We start from the raw sequence: 20,516 nt of genomic DNA on the forward strand, positions 1-20,516 counted from the left end.
ACTTGTGACGACAGTGCAGTAGTTGTTGCCTTTTTCTGTAGTTATTTCAGACAGAGAAAGGGATATATCACCAAAGATTATAGATCTAAAAGTGAAAGTATGAAAGAGGTATACCAATGGATTATCAGGTTATATTAGATGAGATATATGAAGAGATAGCACCTGAGTTATATGATGGAAAGGTGGCAGACTATATTCCGGCATTAGCCTCTGTGCCTAGAGGCTCTTTTGCTATGACGGTGACACTTGAGGATGGTACTTCATTCTCTGTTGGTAAAAGTCAAAAGAAGTTTTCTATTCAGAGTATCTCTAAAGTCTTTACTTTTTCCCATGCACTCAATCTTTATAGTAAAGAGCTCTATAAACGTATTGGAGTAGAGCCCTCTGGAAACTCTTTCAACTCTTTGGTACAGTTAGAGTATGAGAATGGTATCCCCAGAAACCCCTTTATTAATGCGGGAGCATTGGTTATTACTGATGTATTGGTGAGCCACTACCAAGATGAGTTTCATGCCCTAGAGATGATCCTTTCTTTTGTACGAGAGATTGCCAATAATAATACAATTACTTTTGATGCAGAAGTAGCAAGATCAGAAATGGAGCATGGTAACCGTAATATTGCATTGGCACACTTAATGAAAAGTTTTGGAAACTTCAAGAATGATATTCATCAATCAGTGATGACTTATTTTAAACATTGTGCCATTACCATGAATACCGAAGAGCTTTCGCGCGCTATGCTTTTTTTGGCGTTTGGAGGGCGTGATCCTGTGACAGAAAAAGTCTTCACTACACCATCACAGGCTAAGCGGATTAATGCGGTGATGCTCACCTGTGGACACTATGATGCAAGCGGTGAGTTTGCTTATCATGTGGGACTACCTGCCAAGAGTGGTGTGGGCGGAGGTATTGTTGCGACGGTTCCAGGAAAGATGTCTATTTCTGTTTGGTCTCCAGCACTCAATAAATATGGCAATTCACATGCAGGTACACTCGCACTACAAATGTTTACAGATAAAAGTGGACTTTCAATTTTTTAGACTTAAGGGGTAATAAAAGCATGAGAGATTACGCATCCGTACTATAGACGGATGCAGGAGGTTTAGCAAGAGTATGTAGAGACATACTCATATGCAGTTGGTCTTCCTTCTACAGGAATGACGTGTCTTTCGAATTGATAATCGACATAAGTTTTGATAAATTCTTCATCCATAACAGGCGCAAGGAAGTTATAATCTTTTTCAAGTCCTTCAAGTGCATCTCTAAAGCTATTTGGAAGTTCGGGAATCTTTCTCTCTTTAAGTTCATCTCTTGTTAACTCAAAAAGGTCTTCATTGAATGGTCCAACAAGATCATACCCACCTTTTTCGATACCATCAAGACCTGCCATCATAAGAACAGTAAAGGCAAGATATGGGCATGAAGTAGAGTCTGGGAAACGTGTTTCAATACGTGTTGCTTTTTCGCCCGCACCATAAGGGATACGACATGCAGCTGATCTATTTTGGCTTGAATATGTCAAAATACGTGGTGCTTCAAATCCTGGAAGGAGTCTTTTGTAAGAGTTGGTAGAAGCATTTGTAAATGCTGCAACCGCCTCTTTATGTGCAAAGATACCACTAAGGTAATCAAGTGCTGTTTTGGAGAGATTTGCATACTCACCCTCTTTGTAAAAGAGATTTTTGCCATTTTTCCAAAGAGACTGATGTACATGCATACCATTTCCATTATCATTGTAAATAGGTTTAGGCATGAATGTGGCTGTTTTCCCATTAAGGTGTGCAACCATCTTAACAACATATTTATACTTTTGTACATTATCAGCAGCGGTAATGATGTCAGAGAATACAATACCAATTTCACCCTGTCCCTGTGCCACTTCGTGGTGTCCAAGCACAACTTCAAGACCTACTTCTTCAAGAAGCAACATCATCTCCGCACGGAGATCTACCATGGAGTCTGTAGGCATAACTGGGAAATAGCCACCTTTGATTCTTGGTCTATGACCCATATTTCCAATCTCATCATAATCAGCCCCATCAGCCCAGTGACCTTCATCTGTTTCAACTCTAAAGGATTGGTGGTTGTCTTTGTCTTCAATTTTGACATCATCAAAAATAAAGAACTCATTTTCAGGACCAAAGTATGCTGCATCAGCCACGCCTTTTTCTTCAAGCACTTTCAGTGCTTTTTTAGCAATAGACCTTGGACATTTTGCATAAAGCTCATTTTTATAGATATCGTAAACATCACAGATAACAATCACTGTACTGTCTGCAGTAAATGGATCGAGAAATGCAGTGGGAACATCAGGCTTAAGAAGCATATCTGACTGGTTAATTGGTTGCCAGTTCTCAATAGAGGATCCATCGAATGGAAGACCAGCTTCAAGCATACCGTCATCGACAGCACTTCTTTTGTATGTAATGTGGTGCCATGCTCCTTTAATGTCTGTAAACCTAAAGTCAATGAACTCTACCTCGTTCTCCTTACAGAATGTATTAAATTCTGTTATATTGTTAACAAATTTACCCATTTATAATCCTCCTGATTAAAATTTTTCCCTACATTATAGCCACAATATTTTTAATCTTCTCCATAAGATTTGATTAAAAAGTAATCAATTCTCTCTCCCTCTTTTTGAAAGTAACAGCTTTAGTGTAACCTACCTCTTTTGCAATCATTGTTGCAGTTTCATATCCAAACCCAACTTGTTTCACAGCGTGTGCATCAGAAGAAAAGGTAATAGGAATATCCATATCATACGCCTCTTCAAGAAGTGCTTTTGAAGGGTAGAGTTCTCCAATAGGCTTACGTAGCCCAGCAGTATTGATTTCGAGTACCATATTATTTTTTTTAATAGTCTTGAGTGTATTTTTTGCAAGCAGGCGTACATCTTTTTTGGGCAGATATTTAAAAACTTTAATAAGATCAAGATGTCCAGCAATATCAAATTTACCTGATCTTGCCATCATCTCATTTGCCTCAAAATAGGCTTCCCATATCTCATCAATATCTCTATTTTTCCATCCACCAATAAATTCTGGATTATCAAAACCCCATTTATTAATAAAATGAACCGATCCAATGAGATAGTCCACATCAGCATTAAGTACCTGTTCATTCATGTGTTCAGGCAACCAGTCAACTTCATAGCCAAGCAATATGTCTATCTGCTCTTTGTATCTCTCTTTTGCACAGAGAATATCATGAACATAAGCATCCATTTCATCCAATGAGAGGCGGTACCCTTCGTCAAAATCCATTGGAGCATGTTCAGAAAAACCATAAATATCAATACCAAGATCTATCGCTTTTTGTATATATTCATCAACAGTACCTGTGGCATGGTTGCAACGTGTAGTGTGGTTATGTAGATCAATTCGTATTGTTTTCATGGGTACGATTCTAGCATAAAATCTCTCTTTTACTACTATTAGGATAAAATAGGAGTCAAATGTATCGTTTGATCTAACGCAAAAATTAGGACAAAAATGATAGAGAAAAATCAAGTAGAGCTCCTCGCTCCAGCAGGTAACCTTGAGAAGATGAAGATTGCTCTAAACTATGGGGCAGATGCTGTCTATGGGGGCACAAGTACTTTTTCACTTCGTATTCGCTCGGGTAAAGAGTTTGACATGGACTCTTTTGAGGAGGGAATTAACTATGCACACAAGAGAGGAAAAAAGGTCTATGCGACAGTCAACTCTTTTCCATTCAATTCCCAAATCAAGCTCTATGAAAACCATATTGCCAAGATTGCAACGCTCAAACCTGATGCACTTATTGTCTCCTCTCCAGGTGTCGTAAAAGTTGCCCACCATATAGCACCTGATATTCCTATCCACCTCTCTACACAGGCAAATGTAATGAATGCAATAGATGCAGAAGTCTACTATGATTTAGGCGTTAAGCGTATTATTGTGGCACGTGAGATTAGCCTCAAAGATTGCGAAGCTATCAAAAATCACTTACCTGATCTTGAATTAGAAGTGTTTGTGCATGGCTCAATGTGTTTTGCCTACAGTGGACGTTGCCTCATCTCTGCACTTCAGACAGGGCGTGTGCCTAATCGTGGAAGTTGTGCAAATGATTGTCGATTTCCATATGAGATTTATGCACACAACCCCCAAAGTGGTACAACCTTCCGCCTTGACGAAAAGGAGGGTGTTGGTACCTACATTATGAATGCTAAAGATATGAATATGGCTTCACATATTGATGAGATATTAAACAGTGGTGTAATCGATTCACTGAAGATCGAAGGTCGTACCAAATCACCTTACTATGCAGGGGTTGTCACCAAGGCTTACCGTCATGCTATTGATGATTATTGTGCTGGAGAGTATAATCCAGCATGTTACCAAAGAGAGTTGGGAACCACACAGAACCGTGGTTTTACTGATGCCTACCTCATTAGCCGTCCATTCGAACGAAATGATGCAGAGTCTCATACATTTTCTATTCAGTATGGTACACATCAGGTAGCAGGTCTTGTGAGCGAGGATGGGCTTAGTTGGAAATGTAAGGACAAGACTTGTGTAGGCGATAGTGTAGAGATTGTGCTTCCAATGGGTGCGACGGTAAAATTGGTTGACAATGAGATTGGCAAAATTAGTGAAGTAGCAGGGCAGTATTGGTTGACCTTTAAAAAGATTGAAACAGTTGACAATAAAGTACATGAGTGTGTCCACAGTGGATATCTTGAGCCAATGAAATTGCCAACACGACTTCCAAGCTATACGATTTTACGACGAAAGATTAGTGAAGCACTAGAGAAGAAAGGACTCAAAGAAGATTCTACTCCAATGAGCATGGAGCCTTGTTGTAGTGGATGATACCCTTTGTTTGTATGAATATAGACGTGAATGCAGGTGTTTGGATTGATGTATATATTTTCTCATTTAATTTAAAGGATAAATTATGAAATTTGTATCGATTGTCATGGGAAGTAAGAGTGATTATGCAATTATGCAAGAGTGTGCAAAAACATTAGAGAAGTTTGGTGTACCCTATGAGCTAATCATCTCTTCTGCACACAGAAGTCCAGAGAGAACCAAAACCTATATTAAGACTGCAGAAGAGAAGGGTGCACAGGTGTTCATTGCCGCAGCAGGTATGGCAGCACACCTTGCGGGTGCGGTTGCAGCAAGTACAACCAAGCCAGTATTGGGTGTACCCATGGAGAGTGGCCCACTCAAGGGGGAAGATGCACTTCTTTCAACAGTAATGATGCCTTCAGGTATGCCAGTAGGCACACTTGCCATTGGTAAAGCAGGTGCGGTCAATGCTGCCTACCTTGCCATCCAAATTATGGCACTACAGAATGATGAATTAAGGGTAAAACTTCAAGAAGACCGTATCTCCAAGGCAAAGAAGGTAGAGTTGGATTCTTTAGAAATTGAAGTCATTCTTTGATAGAATGAAGAGAGAAAAGTGAAGAATAAATAGTAAGATGGCTTAGCTATATTGTGCAGAAGAGTCAAAGTGATTGTAGTATAACTTATTGATTAATGTTGTTTTGGTATTATACCGTTAGAGAATAGCAGTAGATGAAGAAGGGGTAATAATGAGCGATGGGATAAAACTTTTTCTAAATGGTATCGCAAATAGTTTAAATACTAATGGCTATTATCATATAGTAACGCCTCCAAAAAAAATGGGTGTAACTACCAAAAAAATAAATGCTGAAAGATCAAAAATCCACAAAATAAAAGAACGGAAAATAAATGAAAGACTCGCAGAAATCACCACCTGATTTAATCGATGAAACTGAAGTTTTAGATGAGAAACCAAATCCCTCTCGAGAATCAAAGATTACTGCCACCTTTCATCAACAAAACAATTATCATCTATCACAAACAATTGACTTAGACCAACTATCAATACTCTCACGCAACTCACCAGAAATAGCATCAAGAGTAATGGATCTTTATGAAAAACAGCAGCAACACAATATTGAATGTGATGAAAAAATTATTGCTCTTGAAGAAAAAGAGCAAAAGGCACGGCTTACAGAAGTCCCATATCAGCGAAAATTTGCATTTAGGGCTTTGAGGTTTGCAAAACTTCTCGCTCTTGGCGGCCTTATATCTGCTGTATATTTTGCATTTCTTAGATATCCAATCTTGGGAGGTGTTGCCATAACAATTCCTATAGGTATCGGTGTAGCCAATATACTGGGATTCAAATCAACAATTGGTAATATGAAACAAGATAAAGAACAATAAATTACTTTTAATACTTTGCGGGTCATAAAGAGCTACTTTAAATAGATATATAGAAAAATGTAAAGCTAGAAAAATTAGAGAAAATAGCTTTATTGTAAAGATTTATACAGAGCCTATATTTTTTAAAGTAACTTAATGAATACTATAAAAGGACATTAGCATGCTAACCTTCAGTGAACTACTACTAAAACTACAACAATTCTGGGCAGAACAAGGGTGCAACATCGTACAACCTTACGACATCCCATCAGGTGCAGGGACATTTCATCCTGCGACACTGCTTAGAAGTCTAGACTCTAAGCCTTGGTCTGTTGCGTATGTAGCACCATGTAGGAGACCTACTGATGGACGCTATGGAGAGAACCCTAACCGTCTTGGGTCTTACTATCAGTTTCAAGCACTCATTAAACCTAGTCCTGACAATATTCAAGAGCTTTACTTGAAATCTTTGGAGTATTTGGGACTGAACTTACAAGAGCATGACATTCGTTTTGTAGAAGACAACTGGGAGTCACCAACACTTGGTGCGTGGGGGCTTGGCTGGGAAGTATGGCTTGATGGTATGGAGGTAACGCAATTTACCTACTTTCAACAAGTAGGGGGCATCGCGTGTGACCCTGTGGCCGTAGAGATTACCTATGGGACAGAGCGTTTGGCAATGTACTTACAAGGGGTCGATAGCATCTTTGACATTGTATGGAATAAAAACGGTGACGAGGTAACCACTTATGCTGATGTACATAAAGAGAGTGAGTATGAGTTCTCCAAATACCACTTTGAAGTAGCAACGGTGGAAAAGCTTTTTACTCACTTCGATGATGCAAGCAAAGAGTGTAAACTCTGTCTTGAAAAAGGGCTACCACTCCCTGCCTATGACGAATGCATGAAAGCATCACATGCCTTCAATGTGCTTGATGCCCGCAAAGCAATCTCGCAGACACAAAGACAAAATTATATTCTCAAAGTTAGAGAGCTTGCCATTGGGTGTGCACAGTTGTACAAAGCTCAGGAAGAGGAGCGTAATGTACGCATACAGCAAGGAAAGCAGAATAGGTAATAAGATATGCTATTGCAAGATATATATACTTTTTTAGACAACATAAGCCCTTTTGGGTTACAGGAGAAGTGGGATAATTCTGGGCTTATTGTTGGTGACATGAAGCGCAAGGTCTCACAGATTGCTATCTCTCTCGATATTAATGAAGAGATGATAGAAACAGCAGAAGAGGGGACACTTTTTGTAGTGCATCACCCATTGATATTTGACAAACTCACACAGCTTGATTTTGCCAAATATCCTGCCAATCTTCTTGAGAGACTTATCTTAAAAAAACAGTCGCTTATTGCAATGCATACTAACTTTGATCAGACCCATTTAAATCGTTATGTTTTTGAAAAAGTACTGGGATTCACGCTTAAAGAAGAGGTGCCATTTGTCTGCAAGACAGAAGGCAATTGGATGTATGATGGGTTGCTTATGTTACTCAAAGAGAAGTTAAATCTCTCAACATTAAAAGTTGTTGGCAAAAAGGAATGCATTGGCTCCATTGCTATGACAACAGGAGCGGGAGCTTCGCTTATCGATATGGTTAATGTAGACTGCTTTCTCACTGGAGACATTAAGTATCACGATGCTATGAAGGCAATGAGTGAGGGATTAATGATGGTGGAGATAGGGCACTACGAGAGTGAACGTTTTTTTGCCGAAATACTGTTGGAAGAATTGAAAGTTTTACCTATTTTGGCTATAATTGCGAATTCTAAAAATCCGTTTCACTTTGAAACACTATAATCCTAAAGGATAAAGATTGAACAAGCATCTACAAGAACTGATAGAACTTTCACAGATTGATAAATCAGTCGATAACTACAACTTACAACTTGAAGTGGTAGACAAAAAGATAGCAAAAGTACAAAAAAAGATTACTGCAATACAAGAAGAGTTTGATGATCTAAATAAAGAGAGTGAAGAGAATGAGGAGAAAATCAAGGCATTTGAAGAGCAGTTAATACTACTCAAAGAGCAGCTTGAAAGCAATACAAAAAAAGCCAGAGAAATCTCTACAGAGAAAGAGATGAAGGCACTCTCTCTTGAAGAAGATATTGCTAAAGAGAAGATGACCTTTGCCAATGAGGAGATTGAGAGACTTCAGAAGATTAATGAAACCAAAGAAGCACTTACTAAAGAACTTGAGGAGAAGCTTGCTGAGCTTCAAGAGAATTTCAACAAGGTAAACAGTGAGGTCTCTGCAGAAAAAATAGAAATTGAAACAACTAAAGCAGAATATTTTGCAAAGCGTCAGAAGCTTAGCAAGAGTATCGAACAGAAAGTTCTCTCTTTCTATGAAAAGATTCGTGTGTGGGCAGGCAATACAGCAGTTGTTTCAGTGAAGAAGCAGGCATGCTACGGTTGTTATATGAAGCTTAATGACAAGACTTATGCAGAAGTAATCAAAGCAGAAGAAATTGTAAACTGTCCCCACTGTGGTCGTATTCTCCATTTAGAGAGTGTAACCAAAGAAAAGTAATAGAAGTATTTAGCACTAAGTACTCCAAAAGAGTACTTCTTTTAGTCAAGTATGCTAAGTGTTAAAAAAGCAAAGCACTGACTTTGCTAAAATATGAAGGTAGTAAATGTTTTTTTTTATCTACTCAATATGCACCACCTTTATGTATCTTCTCTTGCTTCCTCTTTTTTCTCTTTTTTCCTTCAAATCCAAATACAAAGAGTCCATTCCAGCACGTTTTTTTCTATGGAAAAATCGACCCCTGAAACCTAATGGGATATGGTTCCACTCTTGTAGTTTTGGAGAAGCTAAAGCAATTAAACCATTAGTAGATGCGTTGCCAAAAGAGGTATTGCGCATGACAACCACAACGCAGACAGGTAGGGGTGTTGTCGATTGTTATACACGGCAGAGCTGTTATCTTCCTTTTGAACCGTTACTTTTGGGTTGGCTAAGGCCACAAAAAGTACTGGTGGTTATGGAGGCAGAGTTTTGGTATCTGCTTTTTATGCTAGCAAAACGACGTGGTGCTAGAACCTTCCTTATTAATGCACGTATGAGTGACCACTCTTTTTTAAAGTACCAAAAGATGGCATGGCTCTATCGGCAGATATTTAAACATATTGATGTAGTCTATGCCCAAACACGAACCGATAAAATACGCTTAGAATCCTTAGGTGCGCACCATGTAGTGGTCATGGGAAACATCAAACTTGCCTCCTTACCAAAACCAACAAAACAATTACCAAAACCAAAAACATTGGTTGTATGTGCAGCAAGTACCCATGAAGGGGAAGAGAGGTTGATACTTGAGGCTTTTGCCGCACTCAAAAAAGAACAAAGTGATGCAAAGCTGATTATTGTGCCACGCCACCCTGAACGATTCAAGAAGGTAGTACAGCTTGTAGATAGTTTTGTAGAACAATATGGATTGTTATACCACTGTTATACAGAGAAAGAGAGTGTTGAAAGCGATATTACTGTCATTGATATGCTTGGTGAACTTGTGAATATCTATGCTATTAGTGACGTGGTTATTCTTGGTGGCGCATTCGAACCTATTGGGGGACACAATGCAGCAGAGGCAGCACAGTTTGGTTGTCGTATCATCTCTGGACCACACTATTTTAACCAGAAAGATATTTTTGAAGCAGTAGAGGGAATTGCGATTGTGGAGCCTACCAATCTTTCAAAAAGACTGGTACAATACAAGTTGCTTAAACCAGCCAAAGTACGTACAAATGTAGATGTACTCCCACTTGTAGAGGAACTTAAAAGTGTTCTATCATATGAATAACGATCAAATAACACTACACATTAAAGCACAACCTGCGGCAAGCAAAAATGAATTTTGCGAAGTGTATGGAGATAATGCAATTAAAGTACGCATTAAGGCACCTGCTGTAGAAGGTGCAGCCAACAAAGAACTCATTAAATTTCTCTCTAAAAGTTTTAAAGTACCTAAAAATCAGATTATTTTTAAGTCGGGAGAAACAAGTAAAATTAAGGTATTAAAGTTTCCTGCAACAGAACAGTTTTTTGCATGGATAGCCCAATATCACAATGGTTAAAGTGGTACGATAAAAAGAGAAGGTAACACAAATGGCACAAGAGAAAGCATACAAAGTACTTGCCCAACAGAAAAAGATTTCAAACAAGAAAGCCAAGGAACTCATAGATAGAGGATTGGTTTTTGTTGGTGACAAGCAGATAAAGATTGCACGGGCAGAATTAAGTACTGATACAAAGTTTCGCATTGAGTACCCTAGTGATATTGAGATTATCTATGAAGATGAAGAGATGGTTGCAGTTAATAAGCCTGCACAGGTAGACAGCTATGATATTCAAGACGCCATAGAGGGAGCAGAGTTACTTCATAGGCTTGACCGCGATACTTCAGGAGTATTATTACTTGGACGTAGTGAGGCTTTTATCAAAAAAGCGGTCAATGCATTCAAGAACAGACGGGTAGAAAAAGAGTATGTCGCATGGGTTGAAGGGGTGGTGTGTGAGACCATGGTGATTGATGATCCTATCTATACTATTAAAAAAGGAAAAGCTTTTTCACGTATTGACCCAGTACGTGGCAAAAAAGCTCATACCGTTGTCAAGCCTGAAGAGGTGCAGGGCAAGAAATCTAAAGTGTATGTTGAGATTACAACAGGGCGTACACATCAAATACGAGTGCACCTAGCACATGCAGGATACCCCATCGTGGGTGACATGCAGTATGGTAGCCGTACACAATCTAAGCGTATTTTGCTCCACTCGGCAAGAATGGTACTTCTTGGGATGACCTTTGAAGCACCAGAACCCCAAGATATTGTTCGATACAAATAGGTTAAGTCCAAATAGGATAAAATCGCAACAATCATATTGTAAAGATAATAAGGCAAAAAAATGTTCGATACGTTAACCGATAGTTTTAAAAATGCTGTAGGAAAGATTCGTTTTCATGATGATGAAAAGGCACTCAAAAAAGCAACAGCAGAACTAAAAAAATCACTACTTAAAGCCGATGTGCATCACAAGGTGGTTAAAGACCTAACCTCCTTTGTGGAACTAGAGACGAAAAAACATGGAGTAGGGAAGGACAACTTCCTTGTAGCTCTACAAAAGAAACTAACTGACATTCTTACCATTGAAGGGGCACCAAAAGGCTTTACTTTTGCTTCAAAGCCACCAACAGTTGTACTCATGATTGGTCTGCAAGGTTCGGGTAAAACGACCACTACCGGAAAGCTATCCTATTTCTTAAAAGAGCAGAAAAAGAAAAAAGTATTAATTATTGCAGCAGACCTTCAGCGTCTTGCAGCAGTAGAGCAGTTACGCCAGATTACTTCACAGATTGAGGTTGATCTGGTTGCTGAGGAAGATACGAGTCCTGAAGAGATCATCAAAAAAGGACTCAAAAAGGCCAAAGATGGGCTTTACGATGTTGTGCTCATTGATACCGCTGGTCGTTTAGCCATTGATGAAGAGCTCATGGAGGAGTTGGCACATATCAAAGAGGTGGCACAACCAGACGAGCTCTTCTATGTTGCCGATGCAATGACGGGACAGGATGCTGTGCGTACTGCACAGACTTTCAAAGAGAAAATTGGTATTACGGGTGTTATTTTAACCAAGTTTGATGGTGATTCCAGAGGTGGTGTGGCACTTGGACTGACGCAGCAGGTGGGCGTACCATTACGTTTTATTGGGGCAGGCGAAAAGATGCCAGACCTTGAGCAGTTTATTTCTGACCGTATTGTTAGCCGTCTGATGGGTGCGGGAGATGTTGAGTCATTGGCAGAAAAAGCTGCAGCTGCCATTGACCCTAAAGAAGCCAAGCGGATGACACAGAAGATTAAGAAGGGACAATTCAATTTTAATGATTTCCTCAATCAGATGGAGCAGATGAAAAAGCTTGGTTCAATGAAGTCTATTATGGGAATGATTCCTGGTATGGGAAATATGGCAAAACAGATTGGTGATATGGATTTAGAAAACTCCAAAGAGATTAAAATGATTAAGGCAATGGTTGCCTCCATGACCCCCAAAGAGCGTGAAAATCCTGATTTGCTTAACAATATGCGAAAACGTCGTATTGCTATGGGTGCTGGACTTGACCAAATGCAGGTCAACCGTATACTTAAACAGTTTAAATCTGCTGCAAAGATGACAAAGAAACTTGCGGGCAAGGGAGGCATGAAGCAGATGCAGGATATGATGAATCAGATGCAAAATGGTGGTGGATTTCCAGGTATGCCAAGATAGTGCAGGTATGCTTTTATACAATTTTAAAAATGTTTGGGTATAATCGCTTTCCAAATAGTCTTGATGAGTGTATTGAGTCATTAAAAGACAGTTGTCAGGACTTGCAGTGTGCTAGGTGCCAATCCTCCGGTGCTGCCCTGTATTATAGAAGCAAGAGAAAAACTAAGAACAACAAAAGGACGACACATGACAATGATTAGAATGACAAGAATGGGTAGAAAAAAGAAACCATTTTATAGAATCGTCGTAACAGACAGCAGAAAGAGAAGAGATGGTGGATGGATTGAAGCAATTGGTCACTACAATCCTGTATCTGCAGATAAAGAACTTACACTTGATGAAGAGAGACTTAACTATTGGCTTTCAGTTGGTGCACAAATGAGCCCAACGGTTAAAAGACTTGCAGGGAAAAAATAGTCTCAATGGTTAGAGAATTCCTTCAAACCTACACCATGATGCTAGTCAATCATCCTGATGATATCTCCATAGAGATCCAAGAGATAAATGAAGGGTTTGATGAGATTACCATCTTTTCCAATAAAGAAGATGTAGGAAAACTAATTGGCAAAGATGGACGAATGATTAATGCAATTAAAGCAGTGATTTCTGGTTGTAAAGCCAAAGGTGGTAAAAATTACCGTGTTAATGTTGAAGTAGCGATCTAAGACACCTCTTATGCCTTCAGAAAAATTCTTCATCGCCCAAATAGGGCGTACAGTTGGACTTTGGGGCGACCTCAAATTTCATCTTCATACTGATTTTCCAGAACAGTTTCAAAAAGGCATAACGTTTCAAAGTTCCTATGGTGACTTGACCATTGCCGATATTAACATGAAACGTGAGCTAGTGCGTTTTCAAGGCTTTGAAAACATTGATACAGCAAAAAAGTTGACCAATGTCAAGCTTTATGCCGACAAGACACAGACCAAAGCCAGCTGCATACTTGAAAAAGGGCAACACTTTTGGTTTGATATGATAGGATGTGATGTGGTCGAAAATGATGAAGTATTGGGAAAGATAGATGAAATTCAACGCCTTGCCGATATTGATTATCTCTCCATTGAGACCAATGAAAAACTGGTAAATGAGGGTATGCCCAATCGGTTTCTGCTTCCCTATATCAACCGTTATATTATTGATGCCAATACAGATGTGAGAGTGGTTTGGGTTAAGGATGGCAAAGATGTGCTAGAGGCCAGCTAGTGATGCATTTTACGTTTGTAACCCTTTTCCCAGAACTGGTACGTGGCTATTTCTCCAGTAGTATCCTTGGTCGTGCTATTGATGAGAAAAAAATTTCTATGCATTACCAGAACCCAAGAGACTTTACGCACAATAGGCATAAAAAAGTTGATGCTCCAATGATTGGTGGTGGTGCTGGTATGCTTATGACCCCTCAGCCACTTATCGATACACTTAAACACATTAAAGCAGACTCACCCTATGCACACACTATTTTTTTGACCCCTGTTGCCAAACGTTTTACACAAAATGATGCAAAACGTTTGGCAAAAAAAGCACATATTGTATTGGTAAGTGGTCGCTATGAAGGGATTGATGAGCGGGTTATAGAGCACTATGCCGATGAAGTTTTTTCTATTGGAGATTACATTTTAACTGGTGGTGAACTGGCAAGTATGGTACTGTGTGATGCTATTAGCCGAAATGTTGAAGGGGTACTTGGAAACAGCAACTCTTTACAGATGGAGAGCTTTGAGTCATCTTTTTTAGAAGCACCTTCGTTTACGAAGCCAACAATTTATGAAAATAGTGAAGTGATTTCAGAGTTTTTAAAGGGTAATCATAGTAAAATCACGGACTTAAAAAGAGGGTTGGCTTTATATAAAACGAAGTATTTCCGACCAGATTTATACAAAAAAGGTATAGCAAATGAGAAATAAATACATTGAGAATTTTGAAAAAATACAGACGGAAAGTAAAAATATTCCCGATTTTAGAGCAGGCGATACAGTTAAAGTCGCAGTAAGAATCAAAGAGGGTGACAAGACAAGAGTGCAAAACTTTGAAGGTCTCTGTATTGCCATTAGAGGACAAGGGACAGGAAGAACTTTCATGGTAAGAAAGATTGGTGCAAACTCTGTTGGTGTTGAGAGAATCTTTCCTCTCTACTCAGAATCTATCGAGAGTATTGAAGTAGTTAGAAAAGGTAGAGTCAGACGTGCGAAGTTGTTCTACTTGAGAGACCTTAAGGGAAAAGCTGCTCGTATTAAAGAGCTTCGTAGAAAATAGCCCCCTCTGTTTTATATACTTTATTTCCAAGGTACCCATTTTAGCTATTTGTCAAAATGGATGCTACCTCTTTATACAGTTTTTAACCATAAAAGAAAACCATCGTAATATTATCTTTTTAAAAATATTTTAATCATCAATAATGAATGACTAATCTACTATAATACACTCTGATAAATTTAAAAGGGAGAAAAGTATGTTCAACAGACTTAAGCAAAAATTGATTACTTTATGGCAGTTAATTTTAGTCATTGCCTTCATTCTTTTAGAAGAGATTATTTGGGAGACAGTTGCCAAGCCTATCTATGAGGATATTCGTTCACACAAGGTACTTCAGGAGGTGAAGGCATGGCTTCATAATATCAATAATACAACAGTTATATTGGTTATTTTTATACTCATGTTGGGTACTGCAGAGATACTAAGTATCTACACAATCATACTCTTTTTAAGTGGACATCTACTTCAGGCACTGATGTACTATCTGTTTAAAATACCCATTGCAGTACTTACGCTTTGGATGTTCCATACAACCGAAGATAAACTAATGGATTCTGAACAATTTGTATGGTTATATGGGAAGATTGCACAGGCAATTGACTGGTTGAAGTCTTTAGAGAGCTACCAATAATAAGAGTCTAACAAGATCGGTTCTTCATGGCAGCCTGTGCTTCACGCTTGAGTGTCTTCTCTTTAAGGTCTGCACGTTTGTCGTGTAACTTCTTACCTTTGGCAACGGCAATGCTAACCTTGGCAAAATTATGTTCGTTAAAGTAGAGCATTAGCGGTACGACGGTTAACCCATCCTTATGTATATTATTATGAATCCTAAGAAGCTCTTTTTTATGCAGAAGTAGTTTTCGTGGGGTTCTGCTATCTCTTGAAAAATATCGGTTGGTAGTCTCAAGCTCTGCAATATGGGTATTCATGAGGTAAAGTTCCCCTTTAATAAACCGACAGAATGCATCATTAAGGTTGGCACGTTTAGCACGTAATGCCTTGACTTCACTACCTTGCAGTACGATTCCTGCTTCAATTTTTTCACGTATCTCATAATTGTGTCTGGCTTTTTTGTTTTGTGCTACAATATTGATTGCCAATATATCTTCCTAATTTATAAGATTAATATATAGTTAAGTAACCATCATTTATACCATTATAACACAAAATATACCTCAAAACCAAACAAGAAACACTACTCTTTTCTGGTTATTTTGATTTTATTTAATTTAAAAGTAATATGATATAAATAGTTTAAATAACCATCATTTATACCGTTGATAGCGCGAGATATGCCTTAAAACCAAACAAAAAACACTACTCTTCTCTGGTTATTTTAATTTTATTATAAGTTAAAAATAATATAATATGACATCCGAAATATTAAGATTTTTGGCTGTTGCACTATGTATCGTTCCATGGCATGAGCTTTTGCATAAAGCCATGGGCAACCTAACGGGTGTATCCAATTGCGCAAAAGTTCATTAGCGAGCATAGCAATATCTAGACTCTTGATATTCGAGATCTCGGATAATAAAACATAAATTACAAGGAGAAGAATATGAAGAGATATTCACAATGGTTAGCAGTCGCAACAGCAGCAGTAGTGCTTAGTGCATGTGGTGGTGGCGATGATGATAAGGCTGATGATATTAATACAACACCAATTGTTTTGGGTCAACTTAAAAAGACAGGTCAGACTGTGAGTTATGATATTAATGGTTCAGTAGTATCAGATGGTACGCTTAAAGATGATGGTTACTATAGGGCTGGTGTAGCAGTTTCATATACCAGAAATGATGATACTGGTATCGTAGTTGACCAAGATACTTTCGGGATGATGTGGCAAGATAATAATGATTCTAGTAGAAATTCTGGAAAAACATATGCACAGGCAGAAGAGTACTGTAGAAACCTTAGTTTGGGTGGATATGATGACTGGAGACTTCCTACTATAACGGAACTGTTACGCATCATGAACTACGGTACTACTCCAAAAATACCATCTGCTTTTGCGAATTTTTCTAATGTAGGTGGCATTGTAGCTGCTTGGTCACAGACACAAGCAGAGGATGGTAACACATGGGATATAAACTTCAATACTGGAACTTTTGGTAGAAATGAGGCAAGCAATGTAAGTGGTGTAACTTGTGCGAGAGATACAAACAAGTCATTAGCAGCAAAAGCAAAAGCACAACTACTGTAAGTAGTTGTTTTTAGGCTATAGAGAATAAGCCCATTTTATGCCACTTATACTAAAGTGGATAAATGGTGCCGTAATATATTTAAAAATTAGGAGTAATAAGACATGAAAACAATCCTTTTAATAATGGTAGGACTTACTGTTAGCACTTGGGCTAGCTTGAGTAGAGATGCTAGTACATCAGTAGTAACTGATTCCATTACTGGACTTCAGTGGCAAGACAACAACACAACATCGAATGATTTTCCAGGCGCAATACAGTATTGTGAAGATTTAACGCTTGCTGGAAAGAGTGACTGGAGATTACCTAATATCAATGAACTTAACTCTATCTTTGATTTTTCAAAAGCAACAGAAAACAATGTTACTGGTTTACTTGTAGCACCATTTACTCAAGGTGCAGTTATACAAAGTGATCCAAATCCTGCTGGAAGAGTCATTAACATGTTCGGTACAATTTCATCTACAACAGATGAGAGCAATACATCAAGAGCATGGTTGGTTAATTTCTATACAGTTTCCACAAGTGATACTATGATATCAGTTCCTAAGTATGATAGTACCAGCCTTGTACGTTGTGTAAGAAGCAATTAATCAAAACTAAAAATAGAGCCAAATTTTTGGTCTATTTATGACGTTAGGCGTATAACTCAATGTTATGCGCCTACATGCTCCATATCCTCTTTTTTACCCTAGTCAATTTTTCATATATAATACCTAATTTAATCAAAATCAGATGACATATAGATATATTCAATATTACAGTATCAATTTCCCCAATACAATATCGTACTTAACTTTTTTTAATTCTTTTTATGTTACTCTACCCCATGTAGATTTGGTGTGACTCTATATATTTTGTAGAATATAGATAAAATGTAAAGTACAACAGATGTCCTTTGCAGTAGTTTTAGCTTCTGTGAGAGCTTACATGTATGCACTGTGTGTATCTGGCGCTGTGAACACGCAAGGTTTGTGTGGAAGTTTTTATGCGCTATATATAAATTTCATTCATTCATTGCACTTTACAAGAACAAAGCTGCATGGCAAAATCTCACCAGTCTCTCAAAATCTCACCAGTGAGCCTCCTCTCACTAGTCTCAGTCCTTTCCATTTTGAAGGTCATGTACAATTCTTTGTATTTCATATGATGTGACTCATTCTCCCAACCTTTAGTCTTATGCTTTAAGTGCTGCTGCAATTCATAATGAATGGAAGATGAATTCTCTTCAACCAGCTGGCACATATTTACAAAGCACACCTGATATGGGCACTTTATGTTATTGACAAAGTCCTTAATTCTAATCTCAAGTAGTGAACCTCACCAAAAGTTTGTTTCTTCCTATACTTGTACATGCGCTACTACAGTTGTCTGTCCTAAGCTTTCCAGCTTTTCATTCTCGTGCCATAGAGAAAAAAATACCCCCATATCCCAACCAAAACAACAGCTGCTGTTCATGACAAAGAACAAGATAAACAATACAAACACACAGAAAACAGACAAATAAAAGTGAGGAGTTTGGCCACAGCAGATCTCTTTCTCTCTCTTGGCAGTATAATAAGACAGAAGAAAGTATATATATATATAAATGTTAGAGCATAAACTATGTCTAAAAAATGTTTAGGGATCTGAGTTAGAAATGATGAAGAAACAGACACAAATAAATCAATTCAAACCACGTACCAACAAACTACGTGAGTCCCCAAGCTGTAAATGTTAAGTTTTCATCAGCCACTGATGATGTGGCGGATGACAACACATAATCCACTACGCACTCAGGTACGTAGCAGAGTCCAGCACAGCAGGGAGCACCACATTGCCGGGTCAGCCCCAGGGAAGTGTTGGATGCGTCTGTGAACTCATGCTGAATGCTTGTCACTCCTGTAAAGAAAAAGAACTTGGCAGTAGTTTCGATGGCACTAAAAGTATGGGATTTAAGGTTTAGTGATATCAAAAAGAATAAAAATAATGATATATTGCTATTAAGGTTTATTGAGGGTAAATAGTATTGAGCATACAAATGCTTTATATAAAAAATCTTAAATATAGATTATGTTAAGTATGTAAGTTATTTTGATAGATGAAGGAAGAATATCTATGAATTTTAACTCATTCTCAATAATAATGATATTTGTATCATTAATTTTAGTAGGCTGTAAATCTGTATGCGATGCTAATTTTTCAACTACATACAATGGCAATAAATATGGATGTGTTATTAATAACACAACACATAAAGTATGGTTAGATAGAAATCTGGGTGCTACAAGAGTAGCCAGATCTATTACAGATACACTGTCTTATGGTGATTATTTTCAGTGGGGCAGAAAAGCTGATGGCCATGAAGACAAGACATCAAAAACAACATCAGTTCTAGCAACAACGCTAGAAAACCCAAATAGTAATTTTATTGTAAGAGCAGTAGATAGTGATTGGGTAGCTGATGGAGTGGATGATAATGGATCAAAAAGAACAGCTTTTCTATTGAAAACTGATGGAAAAGGTATATGCCCTAATGGATTTAGGGTACCAACTAGGCAGGAGTGGGAAAATGAATATCATACTTGGAAAAGTAACGATACCGAAGGTGCCTATACTTCGGTATTAAAATTACCAACATCAGGTATTCGTGTTGCAGAAGCCCAAGGTGCACGTCTAACAGAAATGGGTGAACGTGGTTACTATTGGACATCTGAGTTTGATGAAACAAGGAGACTTGCTCGGTATTTTCGTACCACAAGTGGTAAAGGTGTAAATTTTCGTCCAGGTTTTCCTATATATGGATTATCTATCCGCTGCATTAGAAAAAATAGTGCTACAGCATATGAAATTGCTAAAAATAAATATTTAGAATAAAAACTAGAAGGTAGATAGTAATATAATCTACTTTTCTACCTCCCCTTTTTTCTTCATCAATAGACAATATTCAAGTATTCTATAAATAGTCATTTCATGCACTTTAAATGATCTGCCTAAAGAGAAGACCTATTATAAATACTTAAGAATATTATTTATTTTATTGATTATAATCAATTTATCTATTCTCACATTATGTTATAAATTTAATTCGTAGTTCTTATCTATAACAATACTACGTTAAATAATCGTACTAACCAAAGGAGACCACATGAACAAAATTATTACAATCTTAGCTTTAGCTTTATTTTCATCTTCCCTATTTGCAGGAGACTTTGCTGACTTGCATGCTAAAGTAATGAAAGCAAGAGATACACTTGTAACACTTGTAAAGCATAAAGATAAAAGAGGTGCCGCACAACAAAAACTAGTTAAAGACACAGCAAATGCTGTTAGTGCTAAAATTGCTACCATGAAAGCACCTGCAGGAAAAGAGGCAGAATTTAAAGAGATGGTAAAAAACTGGGCTGCTTTTAAAAAGACACGTGAAGAAGAATTGGTTCCACTTATCTTGGCAGGGAAAGAAGCAGAAGGTAAAAAAATTGCTATGGGCATACAAAAAGTAAGATTAAAAAAAGTAATCGAACTTTGTAAAGTACTTGATAAATAATATCAACATTTTCATAACTATAAACCCTTAATGTATTTCC

The 20,516-nt window shown here is 37.9% G+C and carries 25 protein-coding genes; 22 read left to right on the top strand and 3 right to left on the bottom strand.

The window, feature by feature from the left end; all coding sequences use genetic code 11:
• Nucleotides 1–116 precede the first annotated feature (116 nt).
• Nucleotides 117–1,040: a glutaminase gene (locus LGB01_02400; protein MCB4753066.1), complete on the top strand. Its 924-nt coding sequence runs from the start codon at nt 117–119 to the stop codon at nt 1,038–1,040.
• 62 nt (nt 1,041–1,102) lie between these two features.
• Here the strand turns inward: LGB01_02400 and glnA are convergent, their stop codons facing one another.
• Both glnA and LGB01_02410 read right to left on the bottom strand, forming a co-directional pair.
• On the bottom strand, nt 1,103–2,536 hold the full coding sequence (gene glnA / locus LGB01_02405; protein MCB4753067.1) for a type I glutamate--ammonia ligase: 1,434 nt from the start codon (nt 2,534–2,536) through the stop codon (nt 1,103–1,105).
• 73 nt (nt 2,537–2,609) lie between these two features.
• Complete coding sequence (locus LGB01_02410; GenBank protein ID MCB4753068.1) at nt 2,610–3,389, bottom strand: histidinol-phosphatase; 780 nt, start codon at nt 3,387–3,389, stop codon at nt 2,610–2,612.
• Between the two features lie 105 nt (nt 3,390–3,494).
• Between LGB01_02410 and LGB01_02415 the strand changes: the two genes are divergently transcribed.
• The 17 genes from LGB01_02415 to LGB01_02495 all read left to right on the top strand — a co-directional run bounded on the left by LGB01_02415 (nt 3,495) and on the right by LGB01_02495 (nt 15,377).
• Nucleotides 3,495–4,838, top strand: coding sequence for a U32 family peptidase (locus LGB01_02415; protein ID MCB4753069.1), 1,344 nt, complete (start codon nt 3,495–3,497; stop codon nt 4,836–4,838).
• A gap of 85 nt (nt 4,839–4,923) precedes the next feature.
• Nucleotides 4,924–5,418, top strand: a complete 495-nt coding sequence (purE, locus tag LGB01_02420) for a 5-(carboxyamino)imidazole ribonucleotide mutase (protein MCB4753070.1) — start codon at nt 4,924–4,926, stop codon at nt 5,416–5,418.
• A 151-nt stretch (nt 5,419–5,569) separates the two neighbouring features.
• Complete coding sequence (locus LGB01_02425) at nt 5,570–5,758, top strand: hypothetical protein (protein MCB4753071.1); 189 nt, start codon at nt 5,570–5,572, stop codon at nt 5,756–5,758.
• Nucleotides 5,730–6,230, top strand: a complete 501-nt coding sequence (locus LGB01_02430; GenBank protein MCB4753072.1) for a hypothetical protein — start codon at nt 5,730–5,732, stop codon at nt 6,228–6,230. Before LGB01_02425 ends, LGB01_02430 begins: the two co-directional genes overlap by 29 nt.
• A gap of 160 nt (nt 6,231–6,390) precedes the next feature.
• Nucleotides 6,391–7,287, top strand: coding sequence for a glycine--tRNA ligase subunit alpha (glyQ, locus tag LGB01_02435; GenBank protein ID MCB4753073.1), 897 nt, complete (start codon nt 6,391–6,393; stop codon nt 7,285–7,287).
• Between the two features lie 6 nt (nt 7,288–7,293).
• Nucleotides 7,294–8,022, top strand: a complete 729-nt coding sequence (locus tag LGB01_02440) for a Nif3-like dinuclear metal center hexameric protein (GenBank protein ID MCB4753074.1) — start codon at nt 7,294–7,296, stop codon at nt 8,020–8,022.
• 16 nt (nt 8,023–8,038) lie between these two features.
• Nucleotides 8,039–8,758: a C4-type zinc ribbon domain-containing protein gene (locus LGB01_02445; GenBank protein MCB4753075.1), complete on the top strand. Its 720-nt coding sequence runs from the start codon at nt 8,039–8,041 to the stop codon at nt 8,756–8,758.
• Between the two features lie 106 nt (nt 8,759–8,864).
• Nucleotides 8,865–10,034 carry a lipid IV(A) 3-deoxy-D-manno-octulosonic acid transferase gene (gene waaA / locus LGB01_02450; GenBank protein MCB4753076.1) on the top strand — a complete coding sequence of 390 codons (1,170 nt, stop codon included), beginning with the start codon at nt 8,865–8,867 and terminating at the stop codon, nt 10,032–10,034.
• Nucleotides 10,027–10,308, top strand: a complete 282-nt coding sequence (locus LGB01_02455) for a DUF167 domain-containing protein (GenBank protein MCB4753077.1) — start codon at nt 10,027–10,029, stop codon at nt 10,306–10,308. Before waaA ends, LGB01_02455 begins: the two co-directional genes overlap by 8 nt.
• A gap of 31 nt (nt 10,309–10,339) precedes the next feature.
• Nucleotides 10,340–11,077, top strand: coding sequence for an RluA family pseudouridine synthase (locus tag LGB01_02460; GenBank protein ID MCB4753078.1), 738 nt, complete (start codon nt 10,340–10,342; stop codon nt 11,075–11,077).
• 60 nt (nt 11,078–11,137) lie between these two features.
• On the top strand, nt 11,138–12,496 hold the full coding sequence (gene ffh, locus LGB01_02465; protein ID MCB4753079.1) for a signal recognition particle protein: 1,359 nt from the start codon (nt 11,138–11,140) through the stop codon (nt 12,494–12,496).
• Nucleotides 12,497–12,682: 186 nt separating this feature from the next.
• On the top strand, nt 12,683–12,913 hold the full coding sequence (gene rpsP / locus LGB01_02470; GenBank protein ID MCB4753080.1) for a 30S ribosomal protein S16: 231 nt from the start codon (nt 12,683–12,685) through the stop codon (nt 12,911–12,913).
• A gap of 5 nt (nt 12,914–12,918) precedes the next feature.
• Nucleotides 12,919–13,161: a KH domain-containing protein gene (locus tag LGB01_02475; GenBank protein MCB4753081.1), complete on the top strand. Its 243-nt coding sequence runs from the start codon at nt 12,919–12,921 to the stop codon at nt 13,159–13,161.
• 10 nt (nt 13,162–13,171) lie between these two features.
• The gene (gene rimM / locus LGB01_02480) at nt 13,172–13,699 is read left to right on the top strand and encodes a ribosome maturation factor RimM (GenBank protein MCB4753082.1); all 528 of its coding nucleotides are present in this window, start codon (nt 13,172–13,174) and stop codon (nt 13,697–13,699) included.
• A gap of 2 nt (nt 13,700–13,701) precedes the next feature.
• The gene (gene trmD, locus LGB01_02485; GenBank protein ID MCB4753083.1) at nt 13,702–14,397 is read left to right on the top strand and encodes a tRNA (guanosine(37)-N1)-methyltransferase TrmD; all 696 of its coding nucleotides are present in this window, start codon (nt 13,702–13,704) and stop codon (nt 14,395–14,397) included.
• Nucleotides 14,387–14,746 carry a 50S ribosomal protein L19 gene (gene rplS / locus LGB01_02490; GenBank protein ID MCB4753084.1) on the top strand — a complete coding sequence of 120 codons (360 nt, stop codon included), beginning with the start codon at nt 14,387–14,389 and terminating at the stop codon, nt 14,744–14,746. Before trmD ends, rplS begins: the two co-directional genes overlap by 11 nt.
• A 196-nt stretch (nt 14,747–14,942) precedes the next feature.
• The gene (locus LGB01_02495) at nt 14,943–15,377 is read left to right on the top strand and encodes a hypothetical protein (GenBank protein ID MCB4753085.1); all 435 of its coding nucleotides are present in this window, start codon (nt 14,943–14,945) and stop codon (nt 15,375–15,377) included.
• Nucleotides 15,378–15,384: 7 nt separating this feature from the next.
• Here the strand turns inward: LGB01_02495 and smpB are convergent, their stop codons facing one another.
• Nucleotides 15,385–15,846, bottom strand: a complete 462-nt coding sequence (gene smpB / locus LGB01_02500) for an SsrA-binding protein SmpB (protein ID MCB4753086.1) — start codon at nt 15,844–15,846, stop codon at nt 15,385–15,387.
• 461 nt (nt 15,847–16,307) lie between these two features.
• Here smpB and LGB01_02505 point away from each other — a divergent pair, with 461 nt between their 5' ends.
• The 4 genes from LGB01_02505 (at nt 16,308) to LGB01_02520 (ending at nt 20,476) form a co-directional block, all read left to right on the top strand.
• A complete protein-coding gene (locus LGB01_02505) occupies nt 16,308–16,952 on the top strand; it encodes a DUF1566 domain-containing protein (protein ID MCB4753087.1) in 645 nt (214 codons plus the stop codon).
• Nucleotides 16,953–17,054: 102 nt separating this feature from the next.
• A complete protein-coding gene (locus tag LGB01_02510; protein ID MCB4753088.1) occupies nt 17,055–17,543 on the top strand; it encodes a DUF1566 domain-containing protein in 489 nt (162 codons plus the stop codon).
• Between the two features lie 1,504 nt (nt 17,544–19,047).
• Entirely contained in the window at nt 19,048–19,806 is a 759-nt protein-coding gene (locus LGB01_02515) for a fibrobacter succinogenes major paralogous domain-containing protein (protein MCB4753089.1), read from the top strand.
• Between the two features lie 271 nt (nt 19,807–20,077).
• The gene (locus LGB01_02520; GenBank protein MCB4753090.1) at nt 20,078–20,476 is read left to right on the top strand and encodes a hypothetical protein; all 399 of its coding nucleotides are present in this window, start codon (nt 20,078–20,080) and stop codon (nt 20,474–20,476) included.
• The last annotated feature ends 40 nt before the right edge of the window (nt 20,477–20,516 follow it).

The organism is Sulfurovum sp., assembly GCA_020525365.1.
GTDB lineage: Bacteria > Campylobacterota > Campylobacteria > Campylobacterales > Sulfurovaceae > Sulfurovum.